This window comes from Microbacterium sp. HA-8 (assembly GCF_046111165.1).
Lineage (GTDB): Bacteria > Actinomycetota > Actinomycetes > Actinomycetales > Microbacteriaceae > Microbacterium.
Window position 1 is genome coordinate 1,775,135 of the sequence record NZ_CP162025.1, and the last position, 20,179, is coordinate 1,795,313.

Annotated in this window: 17 protein-coding genes; 16 read left to right on the forward strand and 1 reads right to left on the reverse strand. The window is 69.5% G+C overall.

Annotated features, from left to right (window positions below):
* The first annotated feature begins 1 nt into the window (after position 1).
* From AB2L57_RS08445 to AB2L57_RS08515, 15 genes are all read left to right on the forward strand, one after another.
* Positions 2 to 1,780, forward strand: coding sequence for a penicillin-binding protein 2 (locus AB2L57_RS08445; RefSeq protein ID WP_292811650.1), 1,779 nt, complete (start codon positions 2 to 4; stop codon positions 1,778 to 1,780).
* Positions 1,781 to 1,832: 52 nt separating this feature from the next.
* A complete protein-coding gene (gene murF / locus AB2L57_RS08450) occupies positions 1,833 to 3,245 on the forward strand; it encodes a UDP-N-acetylmuramoyl-tripeptide--D-alanyl-D-alanine ligase (protein ID WP_409048568.1) in 1,413 nt (470 codons plus the stop codon).
* Complete coding sequence (gene mraY / locus AB2L57_RS08455) at positions 3,242 to 4,357, forward strand: phospho-N-acetylmuramoyl-pentapeptide-transferase (RefSeq protein ID WP_409048569.1); 1,116 nt, start codon at positions 3,242 to 3,244, stop codon at positions 4,355 to 4,357. Before murF ends, mraY begins: the two co-directional genes overlap by 4 nt.
* Positions 4,354 to 5,922 carry a UDP-N-acetylmuramoyl-L-alanine--D-glutamate ligase gene (murD, locus tag AB2L57_RS08460; protein ID WP_292813489.1) on the forward strand — a complete coding sequence of 523 codons (1,569 nt, stop codon included), beginning with the start codon at positions 4,354 to 4,356 and terminating at the stop codon, positions 5,920 to 5,922. The genes mraY and murD overlap by 4 nt, the downstream gene beginning before the upstream one ends.
* Positions 5,882 to 7,132, forward strand: a complete 1,251-nt coding sequence (gene ftsW / locus AB2L57_RS08465) for a putative lipid II flippase FtsW (protein WP_292813486.1) — start codon at positions 5,882 to 5,884, stop codon at positions 7,130 to 7,132. Before murD ends, ftsW begins: the two co-directional genes overlap by 41 nt.
* A gap of 62 nt (positions 7,133 to 7,194) precedes the next feature.
* Entirely contained in the window at positions 7,195 to 8,268 is a 1,074-nt protein-coding gene (locus tag AB2L57_RS08470; RefSeq protein WP_292813484.1) for a glycosyltransferase, read from the forward strand.
* 196 nt (positions 8,269 to 8,464) lie between these two features.
* A complete protein-coding gene (gene murC, locus AB2L57_RS08475) occupies positions 8,465 to 9,877 on the forward strand; it encodes a UDP-N-acetylmuramate--L-alanine ligase (protein WP_292813481.1) in 1,413 nt (470 codons plus the stop codon).
* Between the two features lie 3 nt (positions 9,878 to 9,880).
* The gene (locus AB2L57_RS08480) at positions 9,881 to 10,858 is read left to right on the forward strand and encodes an FtsQ-type POTRA domain-containing protein (protein ID WP_292813478.1); all 978 of its coding nucleotides are present in this window, start codon (positions 9,881 to 9,883) and stop codon (positions 10,856 to 10,858) included.
* A 175-nt stretch (positions 10,859 to 11,033) separates the two neighbouring features.
* Positions 11,034 to 12,203, forward strand: coding sequence for a cell division protein FtsZ (ftsZ, locus tag AB2L57_RS08485; protein WP_292813476.1), 1,170 nt, complete (start codon positions 11,034 to 11,036; stop codon positions 12,201 to 12,203).
* 84 nt (positions 12,204 to 12,287) lie between these two features.
* The gene (locus tag AB2L57_RS08490; RefSeq protein WP_292813473.1) at positions 12,288 to 12,986 is read left to right on the forward strand and encodes a YggS family pyridoxal phosphate-dependent enzyme; all 699 of its coding nucleotides are present in this window, start codon (positions 12,288 to 12,290) and stop codon (positions 12,984 to 12,986) included.
* 32 nt (positions 12,987 to 13,018) lie between these two features.
* Positions 13,019 to 13,477, forward strand: a complete 459-nt coding sequence (locus AB2L57_RS08495) for a cell division protein SepF (RefSeq protein ID WP_409048570.1) — start codon at positions 13,019 to 13,021, stop codon at positions 13,475 to 13,477.
* 9 nt (positions 13,478 to 13,486) lie between these two features.
* Positions 13,487 to 13,792, forward strand: coding sequence for a YggT family protein (locus tag AB2L57_RS08500; RefSeq protein ID WP_409048571.1), 306 nt, complete (start codon positions 13,487 to 13,489; stop codon positions 13,790 to 13,792).
* A 124-nt stretch (positions 13,793 to 13,916) separates the two neighbouring features.
* Positions 13,917 to 14,510 carry a DivIVA domain-containing protein gene (locus AB2L57_RS08505; RefSeq protein ID WP_292813465.1) on the forward strand — a complete coding sequence of 198 codons (594 nt, stop codon included), beginning with the start codon at positions 13,917 to 13,919 and terminating at the stop codon, positions 14,508 to 14,510.
* 3 nt (positions 14,511 to 14,513) lie between these two features.
* Positions 14,514 to 15,131 (forward strand): signal peptidase II, encoded by a 618-nt coding sequence (gene lspA, locus AB2L57_RS08510; RefSeq protein ID WP_292813463.1) that lies wholly within the window; start codon positions 14,514 to 14,516, stop codon positions 15,129 to 15,131.
* 2 nt (positions 15,132 to 15,133) lie between these two features.
* Positions 15,134 to 16,054 carry an RluA family pseudouridine synthase gene (locus AB2L57_RS08515; protein WP_292813460.1) on the forward strand — a complete coding sequence of 307 codons (921 nt, stop codon included), beginning with the start codon at positions 15,134 to 15,136 and terminating at the stop codon, positions 16,052 to 16,054.
* A 3-nt stretch (positions 16,055 to 16,057) separates the two neighbouring features.
* Here the strand turns inward: AB2L57_RS08515 and AB2L57_RS08520 are convergent, their stop codons facing one another.
* Positions 16,058 to 16,555 (reverse strand): NUDIX domain-containing protein, encoded by a 498-nt coding sequence (locus AB2L57_RS08520; protein ID WP_292813458.1) that lies wholly within the window; start codon positions 16,553 to 16,555, stop codon positions 16,058 to 16,060.
* Positions 16,556 to 16,693: 138 nt separating this feature from the next.
* Here AB2L57_RS08520 and dnaE point away from each other — a divergent pair, with 138 nt between their 5' ends.
* Positions 16,694 to 20,161 carry a DNA polymerase III subunit alpha gene (gene dnaE / locus AB2L57_RS08525; protein ID WP_409048606.1) on the forward strand — a complete coding sequence of 1,156 codons (3,468 nt, stop codon included), beginning with the start codon at positions 16,694 to 16,696 and terminating at the stop codon, positions 20,159 to 20,161.
* Positions 20,162 to 20,179 lie beyond the last annotated feature (18 nt).

Consider the following 20,179-nt stretch of genomic DNA (forward strand, 5'->3'; position numbering starts at 1 on the left):
CATGTCGACCCGCGCCACCCGGTCCCCGCGCCGTCGCACGGTCATCGCCCTCGCGGTGGTGCTCGCCGTGCTGGCGGCGTTCGTCGTGCGCCTGGTCGACATCCAGGTCGTCAATGCCGACGACCTGCGCGCCGATTCGCTCGGCGTGGGCCTGGGCGCCTCCAACACGCTCTACGGCGCCCGCGGAACCATCACCGACGAGACCGGTGCGCTGCTGGCCGGCAACGTGATGCGCTACGACGCCCAGGTCGACCCGCAGAACGTCATCGGACAGGTCTTCGACGACGGGCGCACCGTCGACGAGGTCTGGCCGCAGCAGGCGGCTCAGATCGCGGCCATCACGGGTCAGACGCCCGACGAGGTGCAGCAGATCGTCGCGGACGTGCTGGCCGAGAATCCCGATTCGCAGTGGGCGCAGATCAAGACGGGCCTGAGCACCGATCAGTTCCAGGCGCTGCGGGCGCTCGAGCTGCCCTTCCTCTACATGACCGAGCATCCCGCGCGCACCTACCCGGACGGTGCGGTCGCCGGCAACCTGATCGGATTCGTCGGGGCCGACGGCGATGCCCTCGCCGGGCTCGAGGTGGCGCAGGACGACTGCCTGTCGGCGACGAACGGCGAGGAGAGCTACGCCCGCGGCAAGGACGGCGTGATCATTCCCGGCACCCACGTCGAGGACCCTGCCGTCGACGGCGGAACCCTGGAGCTGACGATCAACCGCGATCTGCAGTGGTACCTGCAGCAGATGATCGCCGAAGAGGTGCAGAACCAGGAGGCCAACTACGGCACCGTCTTCGTCGTCGAGGTCGAGACCGGCAAGGTGCGCGCCGCCGCCGAGTACCCCTCGGTCGACCCCAACGATCCGACCGCGACGCCCGCCGAGAACCGCGGCAGCCGCATCTTCTCCTACACCTTCGAGCCCGGGTCGACCTTCAAGCCGGTGACGGCGGCGACGATCATCGAAGAGGGGGCGGCGACCCCGACCTCGCCGATCATCTCGGCGTCGGGACGCGAGACGTTCCCCAACGGGGTCACGATCAACGACATCTTCTCCCACGAGGCGTACCCCTACACGCTGACCGGCGCCCTCGTGGACTCCTCCAACGTCGCCCTGTCGAAGTTCGGCGAGCTCGTCTCCGACGACGTGCGCCACGACTATCTCGAGCGCTTCGGCGTGGGCTCGGGCACCGCCATCGGGTTCCCCGGCGAGGAGAACGGCCTGCTGCACGACACCCCGTGGGATGCCGCCTCGCACTACACGACGACGTTCGGCCAGTACTACACCGTCACGGTGCCCCAGGTCGCGAGCGTCTACCAGACGATCGCCAACGGAGGCCTGCAGATGCCGCTGAGTCTCGTCGAGTCGTGCACGTCGTCATCCGGCGAGGTGCTCACCCCCGAACTCCCCGAGCCGACCCGCGTGATCAGCGAGAGCACCGCCGACCAGGTCACGCTCATGCTGGAGAACGTCTTCCAGCAGGTGACCAACCACTCGGTGATCGAGGTCGACGGGTACCGGATGGCGTCGAAGTCCGGCACGGCGCAGAAGCCCGACGGGCAGGGCGGGTACAAGCAAGGTATCTTCTATACGACCCTCGCGGGCTTCGCTCCTGCGGATGATCCGGAGTACGTCGTGATCCTGACGCTCGACGAACCGAAGAAGAACCGGGCGTCCGCGGCCAACGCGCCGGGCTTCCAGAAGGCGATGACCCAGGTGCTGAAGACGTTCCGTGTGCTCCCCTCGGAGGGGGAGCCCGAGATCCTCCCGAAGTACCAGTGAGCGGGTCCACGCAGCGGCTGCGACCGCGCGTGCCGCCGAAGGAAGGACGCCGATGATCGCGCTGACGCTCGCCGAGATCGCCCGGGTGACGGGCGGTGAGCTGCAGGCCGCAGGCCCGCACACGCCCGAGACGATCGTGGACGGCACCGTCGACACCGATTCGCGGGGGATCACCCCCGGCGGCATCTTCGCCGCCAAGCCCGGCGCCGAGACCGACGGCCACCTCTTCGTCGACGCGGCGGTCGAGGGCGGGGCGGTCCTGGCGATCGTCGAGCGTCCGGTGGCGGCATCCATCTCGCAGGTGATCGTGCCGAGCGTCGTGGCGGCCCTGGCAGACCTCGCCCGCCACGTCGTCGCCCGCGTGCGCGATGCGGGCTCGCTCACCGTCGTCGGAGTCACGGGCTCCAACGGCAAGACGACGACCAAGAACATGCTCGCGCGCATCCTCGTCGACGAGGGTGAGACGGTGTGGCCGGTCGCCTCGTTCAACAACGAGGTCGGCGCGCCGCTGACCATGCTGCGGGTGACGCCCACGACGCGATATCTCGTGTGCGAGTTCGGTGCGAGCGCGCCCGGAGAGATCGCGCGCCTCGCGGGCCTGGTGACCCCCGACATCGGCATCGTGCTGATGGTGGGAATGGCCCACGCGGGCGGCTTCGGCGGCATCGAGGCCACGGTGGCGGCGAAGTCCGAGCTCGTCTCCGCGGTGCGGCCGGGCGGTACGGCCGTGCTCAACGCCGACGATCCGCGGGTTGCGGGTATGGCCGGGATCGCGCGAGATCGCGGGCTCGAGGTGGTCTGGTTCGGGCGCGGCGCGAGCGCGCAGGTGCGCGCCGACGACGTGCGGGTGGATGCCGCCGGCACATCGTGCACGGTGCACGCGATCGGGTCGAGCGCGCCGCTGCGCCTGCGGGTGCTCGGCGAGCATCACGTCATGAACGCGCTCGCGGCCATCGCCGCCGCCACCCGCATCGGCGTCACGCTCGCCGAGTGCGTCGCCCGCCTCGAGACGCTCGAGATCGCCGAGCGCTGGCGCATGCAGCCGCTCGGATCCGACAGCATCCGCATCATCAACGACGCGTACAACGCCAGCCCCGACTCGATGGCTGCGGCGCTGCGCACCCTCGCGCAGATCACCGAGCCCGGACAGCGCATGGTCGCCGTCCTCGGCGCGATGAGCGAGCTGGGGGAGTTCGCCGAGGATGAGCACGACCGGGTCGGCCTTCTGGCCGTGCGCCTCGGGGTGCAGCGCATCGTCATCGTCGGCGCCGACGCGCGGCGGATGTTCCTCGAGGCGATCGCACAGGGATCGTGGGACGGCGAGGCCGTGTTCTTCGCCGACGCCGACGCCGCCTACGACTACCTCGTCGGCGAACTCCGCGACGGCGACCGCGTGCTCGTGAAGTCGTCGAACGCGGCGGGGCTTCGGCACCTCGGCGATCGTCTGGGAGAATCGGTCTCGTGAGGTCTCTGCTGACGGCGGCCGCGATTTCGCTGGCCTTCACCCTCTTCCTCACCCCCGTCTTCATCCGGCTGTTCCGGACCTGGGGGTGGGGTCAGGTCATCCGCACCCCCGAGGCGATCGAGAATCCGAGCCACGGCGAGAAGCGCGGGACGCCCACGATGGGCGGCACGATCTTCATCGTCGGCACGATCGTCGGGTACCTCATCGGCGGGTACACCGGCAACAACCCGCCCACGATCTCGGGCTGGCTCGTGATCTGGATGATGGTCGGCTTCGGCGCGGTCGGGTTCATCGACGACTACATGAAGGTGAGGCGCCAGCGCAGTCTCGGCCTGACGGGGTGGCCCAAGGTGGTCGGCCAGATCATCGTCACCGTGCCTTTCGGCGTCGTCGCCCTGCACCCCGCGTTCGAGAACGTGTGGGGGCAGACCCCCGCGAGTGCCTACGTGTCGCTGTTCCGCGACCTGCCCGTGCTCTCGTTCATGGCCCTCGGCCCGATCCTCGGCTGGCTGCTCTACCTCGCCTGGCTCTCGCTGATCGGCGTGGCCTCCTCCAACAGCGTCAACGTCACCGACGGGCTCGACGGACTCGCGGCCGGCGCGGGTGTGTTCGTCGTCGGCGCGTACAGCCTCATCGCGTTCTGGCAGTTCAACCAGGTCTGCACCGGCGCGGGGCTCGCGCCCGCGCTCCAACCCGCGTGCTACGACACGCGAGACCCGTTCGACCTCGCGATCGTCTCCGCCGCGTTCGTCGGCGCCCTCGTCGGGTTCCTGTGGTGGAACGCGCCCAAAGCCAAGCTCTTCATGGGCGATGTCGGATCGATGGCGATCGGCGGCGTCGTGGCCGCGATGGCGATCCTCACCCGCACCGAGCTGCTGATGATCCTCGTCGCCGGCGTCTACGTCATCGCCTCGGGATCGGTGATCCTGCAGCGGCTGTACTTCAAGATCACGCGCGGCAAACGCCTGTTCCTGATGAGTCCGCTGCACCACCATCTCGAGATGCGGGGCTGGGCCGAGGTCACGATCGTCGTACGCATGTGGATCATCGCGGGGATGCTGGCGGTCACCGGCATCGGTCTCTTCTACGTCGAGTGGCTTACGCGCGCATGAGCGACAGCATCCATCGCCTCATCAGCTGGCACGCGGACTGGACGGGCCTGCGCGTCGCCGTGCTGGGGCTTGCCCAGACCGGCTTCTCGGTCGCCGACACGCTCACCGAGCTGGGCGCCGAGGTGCTCGTGGTGACCGAGCGTGCCGACGAGGAGTACGAGCGCCTGCTGCCGGTCATCGGCGCGCGGCTGCACACCGGGTCGCTCCACGAGGTTCCGGCCGCGCTCCGTGACTTCGCGCCCGAGGTGATCGTCGCCTCGCCGGGCTTCGCCCCGCACCACCCGCTCATCGCGTGGGCGCGGGAGTCGGGCATTCCGCTGTGGGGCGACATCGAGCTCGCCTGGCGCGTGCGCGACAAGGTCGTGCGGCCCGATGGCACGCCCGCCGAATGGCTGCTCGTCACGGGCACGAACGGCAAGACGACGACGACCCGCCTCGCGGCATCGATGCTCGTCGCGGGCGGCCTGCGCGCCGCGCCGTGCGGCAACATCGGTGTGCCGGTGCTCGACGCCGTGCGTGATCCCGCCGGATTCGACGCGCTCGTCGTGGAGCTCTCGAGCCACCAGCTCTGGTACCTCTCGCTCGCAGCAGCCGAGGGACAGCCGGTGCCGGCGGCCGCGGTGTGCCTCAATCTCGCCGACGACCACCTCGAATGGCACGGCTCGTTCGCCGCGTATCGCGACGCGAAGGCGGTGGTGTACCGCAACACCCGCATCGCGTGCGTGTACAACAAGGCCGACGTCGCTACCCGGGAGATGGTGGAGGATGCCGAGGTCGTCGAGGGCGCCCGCGCCATCGGCTTCGACCTCGGCGTGCCGGGACCGAGCGATCTCGGGGTCGTGGACGGCATCCTCGTCGACCGGGCGTTCCTCGACGAGCGGCGCACGAGCGCGCTCGAGCTGACAACGCTCGATGATCTGCACCGCCAGGATCTCGCGGCCCCCCACGTCGTCGCCAACATCCTCGCCGCCGCGGCCCTCGCCCGCGCGCTCGGGGTGCCCCCCGCCGGGGTGCGCGATGCGCTCACGACGTTCCGGCTCGACCCGCACCGCATCGAAGTGATCGCGCGGCACGCCGGCATCACGTGGGTCGATGACTCCAAGGCCACCAACCCGCACGCGGCGGCATCCTCGCTGGGGGCCTTCCCCGGGGCGATCTGGGTCATCGGTGGGCAGCTGAAAGGCGTCGACATCGCCCCCCTCGTCCAGCAGCGCGGACCCGCCGCGAAGGCCGCGATCGTCATCGGCGAGGTGCGCGGCGAGGTCGTCGCGGCATTCGGCCGACACGCGCCCGCGGTGCCGGTGATCGAGGTGGACGCCGGTGAGACTGAACACGTCATGAGGCGCGTCGTCGAACTGGCGGCGGGCATCGCGGCAGCGGGAGATGTGGTGCTGCTCGCTCCGGCCGCGGCGTCCTTCGATCAGTTCAGCGGCTACGCCGAACGGGGCACTCGGTTCGCCGAGGCCGTGCGGGAGCACATCATCCAGACCGGCACGACACCCGAGAACGGAACAGGGGGAGCGGATGGCGATCACGACGCCGACCAGGCCCCGTCCGGGAGCTGACGACGAGGGCGCGGGACGCGGGCTCTCCGCCCGGGTCTCGCTCGGCAAGGTCTTCGCGCCGGTGCCCAACGAGTTCCTCCTCATCGCCTCCACGGCCATCCTGCTCACGGGATTCGGCCTGGTCATGGTGCTCTCCGCGACGTCGGCGACGGCCACGGCGTCGGGGGAGAGCCCCTTCGATGCACTGCTGCGACAGGGCGTGTTCGCCGTGCTCGGCATCCCCCTGATGTTCGTCGCCTCGCGCTTTCCGATCCGGTTCTGGAAGAAGATCGCGTGGCCCCTGCTGGGCCTCGCCGTCGCGTTCCAGCTGCTCGTGTTCACCCCGCTCGGCATCGAGGTGTACGGAAACCGCAACTGGCTCGACCTCGGCGCCTTCACGGCGCAGCCGTCCGAGTTCCTCAAGCTCGCCCTCGCGCTGTGGCTGGGCTACGTGCTGTATCGCAAGCAGACCCTGCTCGGCCTCTGGCGGCACGTGTTCATCCCGCTCGTGCCGGTATCGATCGCGGTGATCGCGACGGTCATGGCCGGTCACGACCTCGGCACCGCGATGATCCTCGTGCTGATCGTGCTGGGCGGCCTGTTCTTCTCCGGCGTCAAGCTGCGCATCTTCATCCTGCCGCTCATCGCCGCCGCGGGGGTCGTGGCCTACCTCGCGGTGACGAGCCCCAACCGCATGAGCCGCATCCTGAGCTTCATGGACCCGGACTGCGACTACTTCAACGAGTGCTATCAGCCGCTGCACGGCGTGTACGGGCTGGCGGGTGGGGGCGTCTTCGGCCTGGGACTCGGCAATTCGCGCGAGAAGTACGACTGGCTGCCCGCGGCCGCGAACGACTACATCTTCGCGATCGTCGGCGAGGAGCTGGGGCTCATCGGCTGCATCGTCGTGCTGTTCCTGTTCACCCTGTTCGCGGTCGGCGCGTTCCATGTCATCCGCAAGACCGACGACCCGTTCGTGCGCATCGTCTCGGGCGCCATCACGGTGTGGATCGTCGGCCAGGCGCTGATCAACATCGGCGTCGTCCTGCGGGTGTTCCCCGTGCTCGGCGTGCCGCTGCCGTTCATGTCCCAGGGCGGCACCGCCCTGCTCTCCGTGCTGCTGGCGTGCGGTGTGCTCCTGTCCTTCGCGCGGTCGCTGCCCGTGCGGGCGCCGGTCGCGACACCGGGACGCGCGAGACGAGGACTTTCGCGCGACACGAGGACCGGCTGAGCGGTCCGCCCCTCGTGCGGCGCGATTGTCCTCGTCTCGGGTGGGCCCGGTAGCCTCTCGAGGTGACGACCTACCTCCTCGCCGGCGGCGGCACCGCCGGTCACGTCAATCCGCTCCTGGCCGTCGCCGACGGGCTGCGCCGCCGTGATCCCGACGCCGGGATCCTCGTGCTCGGCACGAAAGAGGGACTCGAGGCGCGCCTCGTGCCTCTGCGCGGCTACGAGCTGCTCACGATCGAGCGCCTGCCCTTTCCGCGCCGGCTCGACCGGGCGGCGGCATCCTTCCCCGCGCGTTTCCGCCGCGCGGTCGTGCACACCCGGCGCCTGCTCGTCGACCACGGCGTCGATGTCGTCGTCGGGTTCGGGGGCTATGCGGCAGCCCCCGCGTACGTCGCCGCCCGACGTACGCGGGTGCCCTTCGTCGTGCACGAGGCCAACGCCAAACCGGGCCTTGCGAACGTGCTCGGCGCACGCACCGCCGCGGGCGTGGGCGTCGCGTTCGCCGGCACGCCGCTGCGCGGCTCGCGGGTGGTCGGCATGCCCCTGCGCCCCGAGATCGTGGGGCTCGACCGTGCGGCCCTGCGAGCCGAGGCGGCCGCCCACTACGGGTTGGATGCTGCAGCCCCCACACTGCTCGTCTTCGGGGGCTCGCTCGGGGCGCTGCGGCTGAACGAGGCCTTCGCGGGATCGTATGCGGACGTCCTCGCCGCGGGGTACCAGCTGGTGCACATCACGGGGGATCGCTCGGACTGGAAAGATCCGGGCGCGCCGGGATACGTCGTGAAGTCCTACGAGGACCGGATGGACCTCGCCTTCGCGATCGCCGACGTCATCGTCTCGCGCGCGGGTGCGGCGACGGTGAGCGAGATCAGCGCCCTCGGCATCCCCGCCGTGTACGTGCCGTACGCGGTCGGCAACGGCGAGCAGCGTCTGAACGCGCGCTCAGCCGTGGCCGCCGGCGCGGCGATCCTCATCGACGACGGCGGATTCACCCCCGATCGCGTGCGTGCCGACGTCCTTCCGCTTCTGGGTGATGCCGACCGGCTCGAGGGCATGCGGCGGGCCGCAGCATCCGTCGGCACCCGTACCGGCACCGAGAACGTCATCGCCATGATCGACGAGGTCCTCGCCCGCTGACCCCGCGCGGCTGCGCCGGGGCGGGCACAGCTGCGGACCGGACCCGCGACACGCCGGGGGAGGGCGCCGGTCGGCGGCGTGTCGCGCGATGTCGTCCGCAGCTGTGCACCGGCGTGCGCCGATGGGCGGGCCCACGGCGCCCGGCGGGCGCGCCGGGACGGGCCCGGCCGCATGCCCGACCTACACTTGTCAGGTCATGATCAAGCCCGACCTGAGTCTTCCCATCCCCGAGCGCATCGAGGCCGCGCACTTCATCGGCATCGGCGGCTCCGGCATGTCGGGCCTCGCGCGCATGTTCCTCGCGCGCGGCATCCGCGTCTCCGGCTCTGACCGCGCCGACAGCCAGGCGCTGCGCGATCTCGCGGCCCTGGGTGCGCGCGTGCACGTCGGCCACGACGCCGCGAACCTCGGCGACGCCGACACAGTGATCCACACCGGCGCGATCTGGCCCGAGAATCCCGAGTTCGTCCTCGCGAAGGAGCGGGGGATGCCGGTGATCCATCGTTCGCAGGCGCTGCACTGGCTCATCGGCGGGCGCCGCCTCGTCTCGGTGGCGGGCGCGCACGGCAAGACCACCTCGACCGGCATGATCGTGACCGCGCTCCAGGCTGCGGGTGCCGATCCGAGCTTCGTCAACGGAGGAGTGATCGCCCAGCTCGGCGTCTCGAGCGGTGTGGGTGCCGATGAGCTCTTCGTCGTCGAGGCCGACGAGTCCGACGGCACGTTCCTGCTCTACGACACCTCGATCGCGCTCGTGACCAATGTGGACCCCGACCATCTCGACCACTACGGCACGAACGAGGCGGTCGAGGACGCGTTCGTGCGCTTCGCCGACGCCGCGCGCGAGGCCGTCGTGATCTCCTCCGACGATCCGGGTGCGCAGCGGGTGGCCGCACGGCTCTCCCACCCGCATGTCGTGACTTTCGGAGAGGCCGCCGACGCGGACGTGCGCGTCCTCGACATCACCACCCGGGGGGCGGTCGCCTTCACCGTTGCGCACCGGGGCGAGAGCGTGCGGGTGCAGCTCCAGGTGCCCGGCGCGCACAATGCGATCAACGCCGGAGGTGCCATCGCGGTGATGCTCTCTCTCGGGTACGCGCTCGAGTCGGCCGCGTCGTCGGTGGAGGGATTCACCGGCACCGTGCGGCGCTTCGAGCTGCACGGGGTGTCGCGGGGCGTCAGCGTGTTCGACGACTACGCCCACCACCCGACCGAGGTCGCTGCCGCGCTGTCCGCCGCGCGCACGGTCATCGGCGAGGGTCGGATCATCGCCGTGCATCAGCCGCACACCTACTCCCGCACGATGGCCATGCACCGCGAGTTCGCCGAGGTGCTCGAGAGCCATGCCGACCTCACCGTCGTGCTCGATGTGTACGGCGCGCGCGAGGATCCGGTGCCCGGCGTGACGGGCGAGCTCGTGAGCGCCGACTTCGCGGACGCGGACAAGGTGCACTTCGTCGCGGACTGGCAGCAGGCCGCCGACTACACCGCGGGCGTCGCCCGCGAGGGCGACTACGTCATCACGCTCGGCTGCGGCAACGTCTACCTGATCATTCCGCAGGTGCTCGAAGCACTCTCGCGCACCGCGCCGGTCGGCGCCGCGGGCTGACCCATGCGCCGGCCCGCCCCGCTGCCCGCGCGTGCACCCGACGACCGCGCCGCCACCGCCGACGTCGATGAGGCGTGGGAAGAGCAGGAACGGGATGCCGTCGCACCGGCGCCGCGCGACCCACCGGCGCCGCGCGACGCACCGGCGGCCGCGGGCGAGGCCGAGGCGGCGCACGATGAGCGCGCGGGCGGGCCGGAGGACCCGGCATCCCCCGTTCCCACTCGCTTGCGCGACGTGTGGCGTGCGGCCCGCGCCCGTCGCCGCGCGCTGCGTCGCGAGGTGCGGCGCTTCACGGTGCGATCGCGACGGCGGCGACTGCTGTGGACCGTGGGGGCGGCTGCGGTCGTGCTGCTCGTCGTCGGCAGCGTCGGTGCGGCCTACAGCCCCCTGTTCGCCGTGCAGCGGGTGACGGTCGTGGGTACCTCGACCCTGCCGGCCGCACAGGTCGAGGACGCCCTGTGGCAGCAGATCGGTACCCCGCTGCCGCTGATCGACGCGAGCGCGATCAAGGCGGCGCTCGTGGCGTTCCCGCTGGTGGAGTCCTACACGCTCGAGGCGCGTCCGCCGCACGAGCTCGTGGTGCGGATCGTCGAGCGCACGCCGATCGGCGTCATCGACACCGCGGCCGGGTGGACGCTCGTGGATGCGGCGGGTGTCGTCCTCGAGACGACCCCGACGGCGCCGGAGGGCCCCCCGGTGCTCGAGATCGACGGCGGGACGGATTCGGATGCGTTCGAATCGGCGGGTCTGGTGCTGCGGGCGCTGCCCGACGCGATCCGCGCGCAGGTGACACGCGTGTCGGCGTCGACTCGCGACGACGTCACGCTCACCCTCGGCGCCACGGGCACGCAGGTGGTATGGGGATCGGTCGACGGCACGCCGCAGAAGGCGCTCGTACTGGAGCGCGCGATGCAGACGCGGCCGCCGGAGACGGCCAGCCTCTACGACGTCTCGTCGCCCGCCGCGATCGTCATCCGCTGACCCGGCGCCGATCTGCGCGCGGATGGCGCGACACGCCCACGCGCTTGCGGGTCGTGGCGCGGGCGCGACCTACCTTGTGAATACGGAAATGCATACCGGGCATTTCTTTATACCTCTACTTGAGGTTGAAGGTTTAGACCAGGGTAAAACCAGGTTCGGGGACACGGAGGCCGGCATGAGCCAGAACCAGAACTACCTCGCCGTCATCAAGGTGGTCGGCGTGGGCGGCGGCGGCGTCAACGCCGTCAACCGCATGATCGAGCTCGGCCTGCGCGGGGTCGAGTTCATCGCGATCAACACCGATGCGCAGGCGCTGCTGATGAGCGACGCCGACGTCAAGCTCGACGTCGGCCGAGAGATCACGCGGGGTCTCGGCGCGGGCGCCGACCCCGAGGTGGGCCGACGCGCGGCGGAGGACCACGCCGAGGAGATCGAGGAGGCCCTGCGCGGCGCCGACATGGTCTTCGTCACGGCGGGCGAGGGCGGTGGCACCGGCACCGGCGGTGCACCCGTCGTCGCGAAGATCGCCAAGTCGATCGGCGCGCTGACGATCGGTGTGGTCACCAAGCCCTTCTCGTTCGAGGGTCGTCGACGCCAGACGCAGGCCGAGACCGGCGTCGGACGCCTCAAAGAAGAGGTCGACACCCTCATCGTGGTGCCGAACGACCGCCTGCTCGAGATCAGCGACCGCGGCATCTCGATGATCGAGGCGTTCGCGACGGCCGACCAGGTCCTGCTCGCCGGTGTTCAGGGCATCACCGACCTGATCACGACGCCCGGCCTGATCAACCTCGACTTCGCCGACGTCAAGTCGGTCATGCAGGGCGCGGGCTCGGCCCTCATGGGGATCGGGTCGGCCCGCGGCGCCGACCGGGCGATCAAGGCGGCCGAGCTGGCCGTCGAATCGCCTCTGCTCGAGGCCTCGATCGAGGGTGCGCACGGCGTGCTGCTGTCGATCCAGGGCGGATCGAACCTCGGCATCTTCGAGATCAACGACGCCGCGCAGCTGGTGAAGGAGGCCGCGCACCCCGAGGCCAACATCATCTTCGGCACGGTCATCGATGACACCCTCGGTGACGAGGTGCGTGTCACGGTCATCGCCGCGGGATTCGACGGCGGCGAGCCGACGCCCAAGATCGAGCCGGTCGTGGCGCAGCGTCAGGCGCCCGCCCTGCCCTCGATCGATGCGCCCGCCGCGGAGGCCACCCGGGCACCCGAGCCCAAGGCACCCGTGCGCGAGTCGGTCGCCGTCGGCTCGGCGAGCGGCCCGATCGTGCCCGAGTCGACCGGTTTCGAGTCGGCCTTCGGCGATGACGACCTCGACATCCCGGACTTCCTCAAGTAGTCCGAGACATACCCTGCGGACGGGCTCGGCGACACGCGCGCCGGGCCCGTCCGTGCGAGATTCCACCCCCGAGGAGCGCGACAGGTGACCACGCCTCCGCTCGCCGAGCGTCTGTCGGCGATCGATCTGCGCATCGCCGATGCGGCCCGCCGCGCCGGTCGAGACCCCGCCGCGATCACGCGCATCGTCGTGACCAAGTTCCATCCCGCCTCCCTCGTCCGCGAGCTGCACGGACTGGGCGTGCGCGATGTCGGCGAGAACAGGCAGCAGGAGCTCACCGCCAAACGTGCGGAACTCGACGGGCGCGAGTTTGCCGCCCTGCGCTGGCATTTCATCGGACAGGCGCAGACCAACAAGGCGCGGCCCATCCGGCAGGCGGCCGACGTGGTCCATTCCGTCGACCGGGCTCGCCTGGCCGACGCTCTGGATGCGGCGGAGGCCGAGGGGGAGCCGCCGCTGGACGTCCTGCTCCAGATCGGTCTGAGCGAGGCCGAGGGGCGCGGTGGAGTACCCGCGGCCGAGGCCGAGGCTCTCGCCGAGCACGTGAGGGGATGCCGCGGCCTGCGCCTGCGCGGCGTCATGGCCGTGGCGCCGCTCGACGAAGAGCCCGCACGCGCCTTCGAACGCCTGGCCGGCGTCGCCGAGAGCGTGCGCCGGATCGCCCCCGATGCCACCTGGATCTCAGCCGGAATGACCGGCGATTTCGAGGCGGCGATCGAGATGGGCGCGACACACCTGCGGATCGGTTCCGCAATCACCGGCATCCGCCCCACCCGCGGATAGCCTCGAATAAGACGAGCAACACGGAGGATGCGATGTCGAACCCGCTCAAGAAGACCATGGTGTACCTCGGCCTCGCCGACGAAGAAGACGTCGTCGACGAACCGCAGGCGCAGCCGCAGCGTCAGCGCGTGCAGCCGGTCGAGGCGACCGCGACGGTCACCCCGATCCGCAAGCCCGCTGCCGTGCGCCAGCCCGCCGTGGGCGGCCTCACCGAGATTCTCACGGTGCACCCCAAGCAGTACCGCGACGCCCAGGTGATCGCCGAGAACTTCCGCGAGGGCGTGCCGGTCATCATCAATCTGTCGCAGATGTCGGACGCCGATGCGCGTCGGCTCATCGACTTCGCCAGCGGACTCTCGCTGGGCCTGTTCGGACGCATCGAGCGGGTGACGAGCAAGGTCTTCCTGCTCTCTCCCGAGCACGTGGCGGTCTCGGGCGACGGCGCGATCGCGCACGCCGATCCGGAAGCCGCGCCCTTCTCGCAGCCGTAGTCTGTAAGAGTGCAACTGCTGGGCCTGATCGCGTCGATCCTCAACGCCCTCCTCCTCCTTTACGTCTTCGTCCTGCTCGCGCGGCTCGTACTCGAGTACATCCCCATGTTCAATCGCGAGTGGCGGCCGAAGGGCGCGGGGCTGGTGGCGGCCGAGGTCGTCTACACCGTCACCGATCCGCCGATCCGATTCTTCCGGCGACTCATTCCGCCGCTGAGGATCGGGCCGGTCGCGATCGATCTCGCTTTCACGATCACGATGATCCTGTGCTTCGTCCTGCTCGGGATCACGCGCTCGATCGCCGCGACGGCGTGATCCGGGCCGCGGCACCGGGCGGAGCCCCGGCGCCTCGCCTGGCGAAAACCCCTGGACTATGCTGATGTAGTTCGCGCCCCACCGGGCGCCCGATGGACCACGAGAGATGAAGAGGACGGATCCCATGGCTCTGACCCCCGATGACGTCGTCACGAAGCAGTTCCAGCACGTCCGCTTCAAAGAGGGCTTCGACCCCGAAGAAGTGGACGACTTCCTCGACGAGATCGTCGTCGAGTGGCGCAAGACGATCGCCGAGAACGAGGAGCTGAAGGCCAAGCTCGCCGCGTACGAGTCTGGTGAGAAGCCCGAGGCCGCGGCCCCGGCGCCCGTCGCCGAGGCTCCCGCCCCGGTCGAGGAGGCTCCGGCCCCCGCCGCCTCCGGCGGTGCTCCCGCCGCCACGAGCGCCGGCATCATCGAGCTGGCTCAGCGCCTGCACGACGAGCACGTCGCCGAGGGCATCTCGCAGCGCGACAAGCTCGTCTCCGAGGCTCAGGCCACCGCTTCGCGCATCGTCGCCGAGGCCGAGGCCAAGCAGCGTGAAGAGACGGCGCGCCTCGAGAAGGAGCGTCAGGTGCTCGAGGGCCGCATCACCGAGCTGCGCACGTTCGAGCGCGACTATCGGGCGCAGCTGCGCAGCTACATCGAGGGTCAGCTGCGCGATCTCGAGGCGAGCGGTTCGAACTCGGGTGCCACGCCCGTGTCGGCCATCGGTCTCTAGGCTTTGGCCTCCCGCAGCCCCGCACCCGAGCGGATCGCAGGGCGGCGACCTCCTCTGCATCGGTCGGCGGCCGGCGCCCTCATCGCGATCCTCGCGGTGGGGGTGCTGGCCGCCGATCAGTTGACCAAGCAGCTCGCCCTGGCGCACCTCGAGCCGGGCGAGCCCGTGCAGATCCTCGGCGACGTGCTGATCTTCGTGCTGGTGTTCAACCCCGGCGCGGCCTTCTCGCTCGGCGAGGAGGTCACCTGGATCTTCACCATCGCCCTCGCGGCCGTCGCCCTGGCGATCATCTGGCTCATGTTCACGCGCGTGCGTTCGCGCCTGTGGGCGCTGACGCTCGGTCTGCTGCTCGGCGGCGTTCTCGGTAATCTTGCGGACCGGCTCTTCCGTGATCCCGGATTTCCCGTGGGGCATGTCGTCGACTTCCTCTCGACACCCTGGATGATGCCCGCGATCTACAACATCGCCGACATCTTCATCGTGCTCGACATGATCGCGATCGCGCTGCTGGTCCTGCTCGGCATCCATATGGACGGCACCCGCGACCGACGCGCCTCCGACGGCGAGAGCGTGGATGCGGCGACCGGCACCGCCCCCGCGCCGGATTCCCGCGAGGTCTGAGAGTGCCCTCACGACGGCTGCCCGTACCGGACGGGCTCGACGGCGAGCGTATGGACGCCGCGCTCGCCAAGATGCTGGGATTCTCGCGGACCTTCGCGGCCGAGGTCGTCGCGAGCGGCGGCGTCACGCTCGATGGACGGGCGGTGGGCAAGTCCGACCGCGTCGGTGCCGGCTCGTGGCTCGACGTCGACTGGCAGGCCAAGGAGGAGCCGCGCATCGTTCCGGTCGCGGTGCCGGAGCTGGGCATCGTGTACGACGATGACGAGATCGTCGTCGTCGACAAACCGGCAGGCGTCGCCGCGCATCCCTCCGTGGGCTGGGAAGGACCGACGGTCCTGGGTGCCCTGGCCGCCGCCGGCTTCCGCATCGCGACGACCGGCGCGCCCGAGCGGCAGGGCGTCGTCCATCGCCTGGATGTCGGCACGAGCGGCCTGATGGCGGTCGCCAAGACCGAGGGCGCCTACACCGCGCTCAAGCGAGCCTTCAAGGAGCGCGAGGTCGAGAAGATCTATCACGCGGTCGTGCAGGGGCACCCCGACCCGCTCTCGGGGACGATCGATGCCCCCATCGGGCGGCACCCCACGCACTCCTGGAAGTTCGCGGTCACGCCCACGGGCAAGGATTCGGTCACCCACTACGAGACCATCGAGGCGTTCCCCGGCGCCTCCCTGCTCGAGATCCATCTCGAGACCGGGCGCACTCATCAGATCCGTGTGCATATGGCCGCGCACCGGCATCCCTGCGTCGGCGACCCCCTCTACGGGGCGGACCCGACGATCTCGACGCGTCTGGGGCTCACCCGCCAGTGGCTGCACGCGAAGGTGCTGGCCTTCGCGCATCCCGCCACGGGACAGTGGTCCGTGTTCGGGAGCGAGTACCCCGCCGATCTCGCCCGTGCGCTGGAGATTCTGCGGGGCGATTGACGCTCAGCCGGCCGTGTCGAAGACGGTCGGCGCGGGTGCGGCGGCGGCGAGGCGGATCGCGCGTCGTTTGCCCTCGGATGCTGTCGCCACAGCCTCGGTGACGGGCATCCATCGCAGGGCCGTCAGCTCGCCGTCCGCGGGCCAGGCCTCGCCCGACACCCACCGGCACGCGAACGCGATGTCGAGGTAGTCGACCTGGTCGCCGTTGACATGGGTGATCCGCGGCACCTGATGCACTGACAGCATCCGCTCGACCACGACCTCGACACCGGCCTCTTCGAGGGACTCGCGACGGGCGGTGTCGGCGGGCTCCTCGCCGGGATCGACGATGCCCGAGATCGGGGCCCAGGCTCCGGTGTCGCTGCGCCGACCCATCAGCACCTCGACGCCGTCCTCCGCGGCGCCGGCTGCCCGCAGGATGACGGCGGTGACACCCACCAGCGGGATCGGCGTGTGTCCGATGTGTCGACGCAGCTCGAGGACGAAGTCGGGAGTCGGCATGCGGCAACCCTAGCTTCGACGCGTGATCGGCCGACGCGAACCCCCGCGACCCGCGGGCACGATGTCGGCGGCCCCACGTAGTCTTTATCCGTGGCCGCCGACTCCTTCGTTCATCTGCATGTCCACAGCGAGTACTCGATGCTCGACGGCGCCGCGCGCATCGGCCCGCTCGTCCAGGAGGCGGCCCGTCAGGGCATGCCGGCGATCGCCGTCACCGACCACGGCAACACGTTCGGCGCGTTCGAGTTCTACAAGGCGGCCAAGGACGCGGGCATCAAGCCGATCGTCGGCATCGAGGCGTACGTCACGCCCGGCACGCACCGCAGCGACAAGGCCCGCGTGCGCTGGGGCGGCCCCGACCAGAGCGACGACGACGTGTCGGGCTCGGGCGCCTACACACACATGACCCTGCTGTCGCAGTCGACCGAGGGCATGCACAATCTCTTCCGGCTGTCCTCGCGCTCCAGCCTCGAGGGCTACTACTTCAAGCCGCGCATGGACCGCGAGCTGCTGCAGACCTACTCCAAGGGTCTGATCGCGACGACGGGTTGCCCGTCGGGCGAGGTGCAGACGCGCCTGCGCCTCGGCCAGTACGACGCGGCCCGCGCCGCCGCGGCCGAGTTCCAGGACCTGTTCGGCAAAGAGAACTACTTCGCCGAGATCATGGATCATGGGCTCAGCATCGAGCGCCGCGTGATGAGCGACCTGCTGCGCATCTCGAAAGACCTCAGCATCCCGCTGCTGGCCACGAACGATCTGCACTACACACATCAGCACGACTCGACCAGCCACGCCGCCCTGCTCTGCGTCCAGTCCGGCTCGACCCTCGACGATCCGAAGCGGTTCAAGTTCGACGGCGACGGCTACTACGTCAAGACGCCGGCCGAGATGCGTCAGATCTTCCGCGATCACCCCGAGGCCTGCGACAACACGCTGCTCGTCGCCGAGCGGTGCGAGGTCGAGTTCAACACGAGCGCCAACTTCATGCCGCGCTATCCGGTGCCGGACGGCGAGACCGAGCAGTCCTGGTTCGTCAAAGAGGTCGAGAAGGGGCTGCAGTACCGCTATCCCGGCGGCATCCCCGCCGAGGTGCGCGCACAGGCCGAGTACGAGACCGACGTCATCGTGCAGATGGGCTTTCCCGGATACTTCCTCGTCGTGGCGGACTTCATCAACTGGGCGAAGAACAACGGCATCCGCGTGGGCCCGGGGCGCGGCTCGGGCGCGGGCTCGATGGCGGCGTACGCGATGCGCATCACCGATCTCGACCCCCTTCAGCACGGCCTCATCTTCGAGCGCTTCCTCAACCCCGACCGCGTCTCGATGCCCGACTTCGACGTCGACTTCGACGACCGGCGCCGCGGCGAGGTCATCCAGTACGTCACCGAGAAGTACGGCGACGACCGTGTGGCGCAGATCGTCACCTACGGCACCATCAAGGCCAAGCAGGCGCTGAAGGACGCCAGCCGCGTGCTCGGATTCCCCTTCGGCATGGGTGAGAAGCTCACCAAGGCGATGCCGCCGGCCGTCATGGGCAAGGACATGCCGCTGGACGGCATGTTCAACCCCCAGCATCCCCGGTACAAGGAGGCGTCCGAGTTCCGCACGCTCATCGAGACCGACCCCGAGTCGAAGACGGTTTTCGATACGGCGATCGGGCTCGAGAACCTCAAGCGGCAGTGGGGTGTGCACGCCGCCGGCGTGATCATGTCGAGCGAGCCCCTGCTCGACATCATCCCGATCATGAAGCGCGAGCAGGACGGCCAGATCGTCACGCAGTTCGATTACCCCTCCTGCGAGGCGCTCGGACTCATCAAGATGGACTTCCTGGGGTTGCGAAACCTCACGATCATCGACGACGCCCTCGACAACATCAGGGCGAACCGCGGTGAGGACGTCGTCCTCGAAGACCTCACCCTCGACGATCCCGCGGCGTACGAACTGCTCACCCGCGGAGACACGCTCGGCGTCTTCCAGCTCGATGGCGGGCCCATGCGCAGCCTCCTGCGGCTGCTCAAGCCCGACAACTTCGAAGACATCTCGGCCGTCATCGCGCTCTACCGACCGGGGCCCATGGGTGCCAACTCGCACACCAACTACGCTCTGCGCAAGAACGGCCTGCAAGAGATCACGCCGATCCATCCCGAGCTCGAGGAGCCGCTCGCCGAGATCCTCAGCACCAGCTACGGCCTGATCATCTATCAGGAGCAGGTCATGGCGATCGCGCAGAAAGTCGCCGGCTTCAGCCTCGGACAGGCCGACATCCTGCGCCGCGCAATGGGCAAGAAGAAGAAGTCCGAGCTCGACAAGCAGTACGAGGGCTTCCAGGCGGGCATGCACGCGAACGGCTATTCGGATGCTGCCGTGCAGATGCTGTGGGACATCCTGCTGCCCTTCTCGGACTACGCCTTCAACAAGGCCCACTCCGCCGCCTACGGGCTCGTGTCGTATTGGACCGCGTACCTCAAGGCGCACTATCCCGCCGAGTACATGGCGGCTCTGCTGACGAGCGTGGGCGATTCCAAGGACAAGCTCGCGGTCTACCTCAACGAGTGCCGACGCATGGGGATCCGCGTGCTGCCGCCCGATGTCAGCGAGTCGATCCGCTACTTCGCGGCCGTCGAGGACGACATCCGCTTCGGACTCGGCGCGATCCGAAACGTCGGTGCGAACGTCGTCGACGCCATCGTCCAGGTGCGCGGCGAGGGCGGGTTCGACTCCTTCCACGGCTTCCTCGAGAAGGTGCCGATGCAGGTGGCCAACAAGCGCACGATCGAGTCGCTGATCAAGGCCGGCGCCTTCGACTCGACCGGGTCGACACGGCGCGCCCTGCTGGAGATCCACGAGAACGCGATCGATCAGGTCGTCGACGTCAAACGCAACGAGGCGAACGGGCAGTACGGCTTCGACTTCGACAGCCTCCTGGAGGAGTCCGAGAAGGCCGTGGCCAAGGTGCCCGACCGCCCCGAGTGGACCAAGAAGGACAAGCTCGCGTTCGAGCGCGAGATGCTCGGGCTCTACGTGTCCGATCATCCGCTCGCAGGGCTCGAGGTTCCGCTGGCCAAACACGCCTCCACGTCCATCCACGACCTGCTCTCCTCCGACGACCTCAACGACGGCGACCAGGTCACGGTCGCGGGGCTGCTCACGAGCGTCCAGCACCGCGTCGCCAAATCCAGCGGGAATCCCTACGGCATGATCACCGTCGAGGATTTCAACGGCGAGGTGACCGTGATGTTCATGGGCAAGACGTATCAGGAGTTCCAGCCGCTCCTGCAGCCCGATGCGATCCTCGCCGTGCGTGGTCGTGTCTCGCGCCGCGATGACGGCATGAACCTGCACGCGGTGTCCGCGATGGTGCCCGATCTGGGTTCGGTCGATGCATCGGGCGGACTCGACCTGATCGTTCCCGAGCGTCGTGCCACCGAAGCGGTCATCTCGGAGCTCGCCGACGTGCTCAGCCGCCACCGTGGTCCGTCCGAAGTGCGGCTGAAGCTGACGAAGGGCCAGGTCGCGAAGGTTTTCGAGGTGCCGTACCCGGTCACGGTCTCGGCTGATCTGTATGGCGAACTGAAGTCGCTGCTCGGGCCCGGCTGCCTCGGCTGAGGCTCCCGACGGCGGTAA

Coding starts and splice junctions, on each gene's coding strand:
- AB2L57_RS08445 (WP_292811650.1), top strand. CDS start 2: ATGTCGACCCGCGCCACCCGGTCCCCGCGCCGTCGCACGGTCATCGCC.
- murF (WP_409048568.1), top strand. CDS start 1,833: ATGATCGCGCTGACGCTCGCCGAGATCGCCCGGGTGACGGGCGGTGAG.
- murD (WP_292813489.1), top strand. CDS start 4,354: ATGAGCGACAGCATCCATCGCCTCATCAGCTGGCACGCGGACTGGACG.
- ftsW (WP_292813486.1), top strand. CDS start 5,882: ATGGCGATCACGACGCCGACCAGGCCCCGTCCGGGAGCTGACGACGAG.
- murC (WP_292813481.1), top strand. CDS start 8,465: ATGATCAAGCCCGACCTGAGTCTTCCCATCCCCGAGCGCATCGAGGCC.
- AB2L57_RS08480 (WP_292813478.1), top strand. CDS start 9,881: ATGCGCCGGCCCGCCCCGCTGCCCGCGCGTGCACCCGACGACCGCGCC.
- ftsZ (WP_292813476.1), top strand. CDS start 11,034: ATGAGCCAGAACCAGAACTACCTCGCCGTCATCAAGGTGGTCGGCGTG.
- AB2L57_RS08495 (WP_409048570.1), top strand. CDS start 13,019: ATGTCGAACCCGCTCAAGAAGACCATGGTGTACCTCGGCCTCGCCGAC.
- AB2L57_RS08505 (WP_292813465.1), top strand. CDS start 13,917: ATGGCTCTGACCCCCGATGACGTCGTCACGAAGCAGTTCCAGCACGTC.
- AB2L57_RS08520 (WP_292813458.1), bottom strand. CDS start 16,555: ATGCCGACTCCCGACTTCGTCCTCGAGCTGCGTCGACACATCGGACAC.
- dnaE (WP_409048606.1), top strand. CDS start 16,694: ATGCTCGACGGCGCCGCGCGCATCGGCCCGCTCGTCCAGGAGGCGGCC.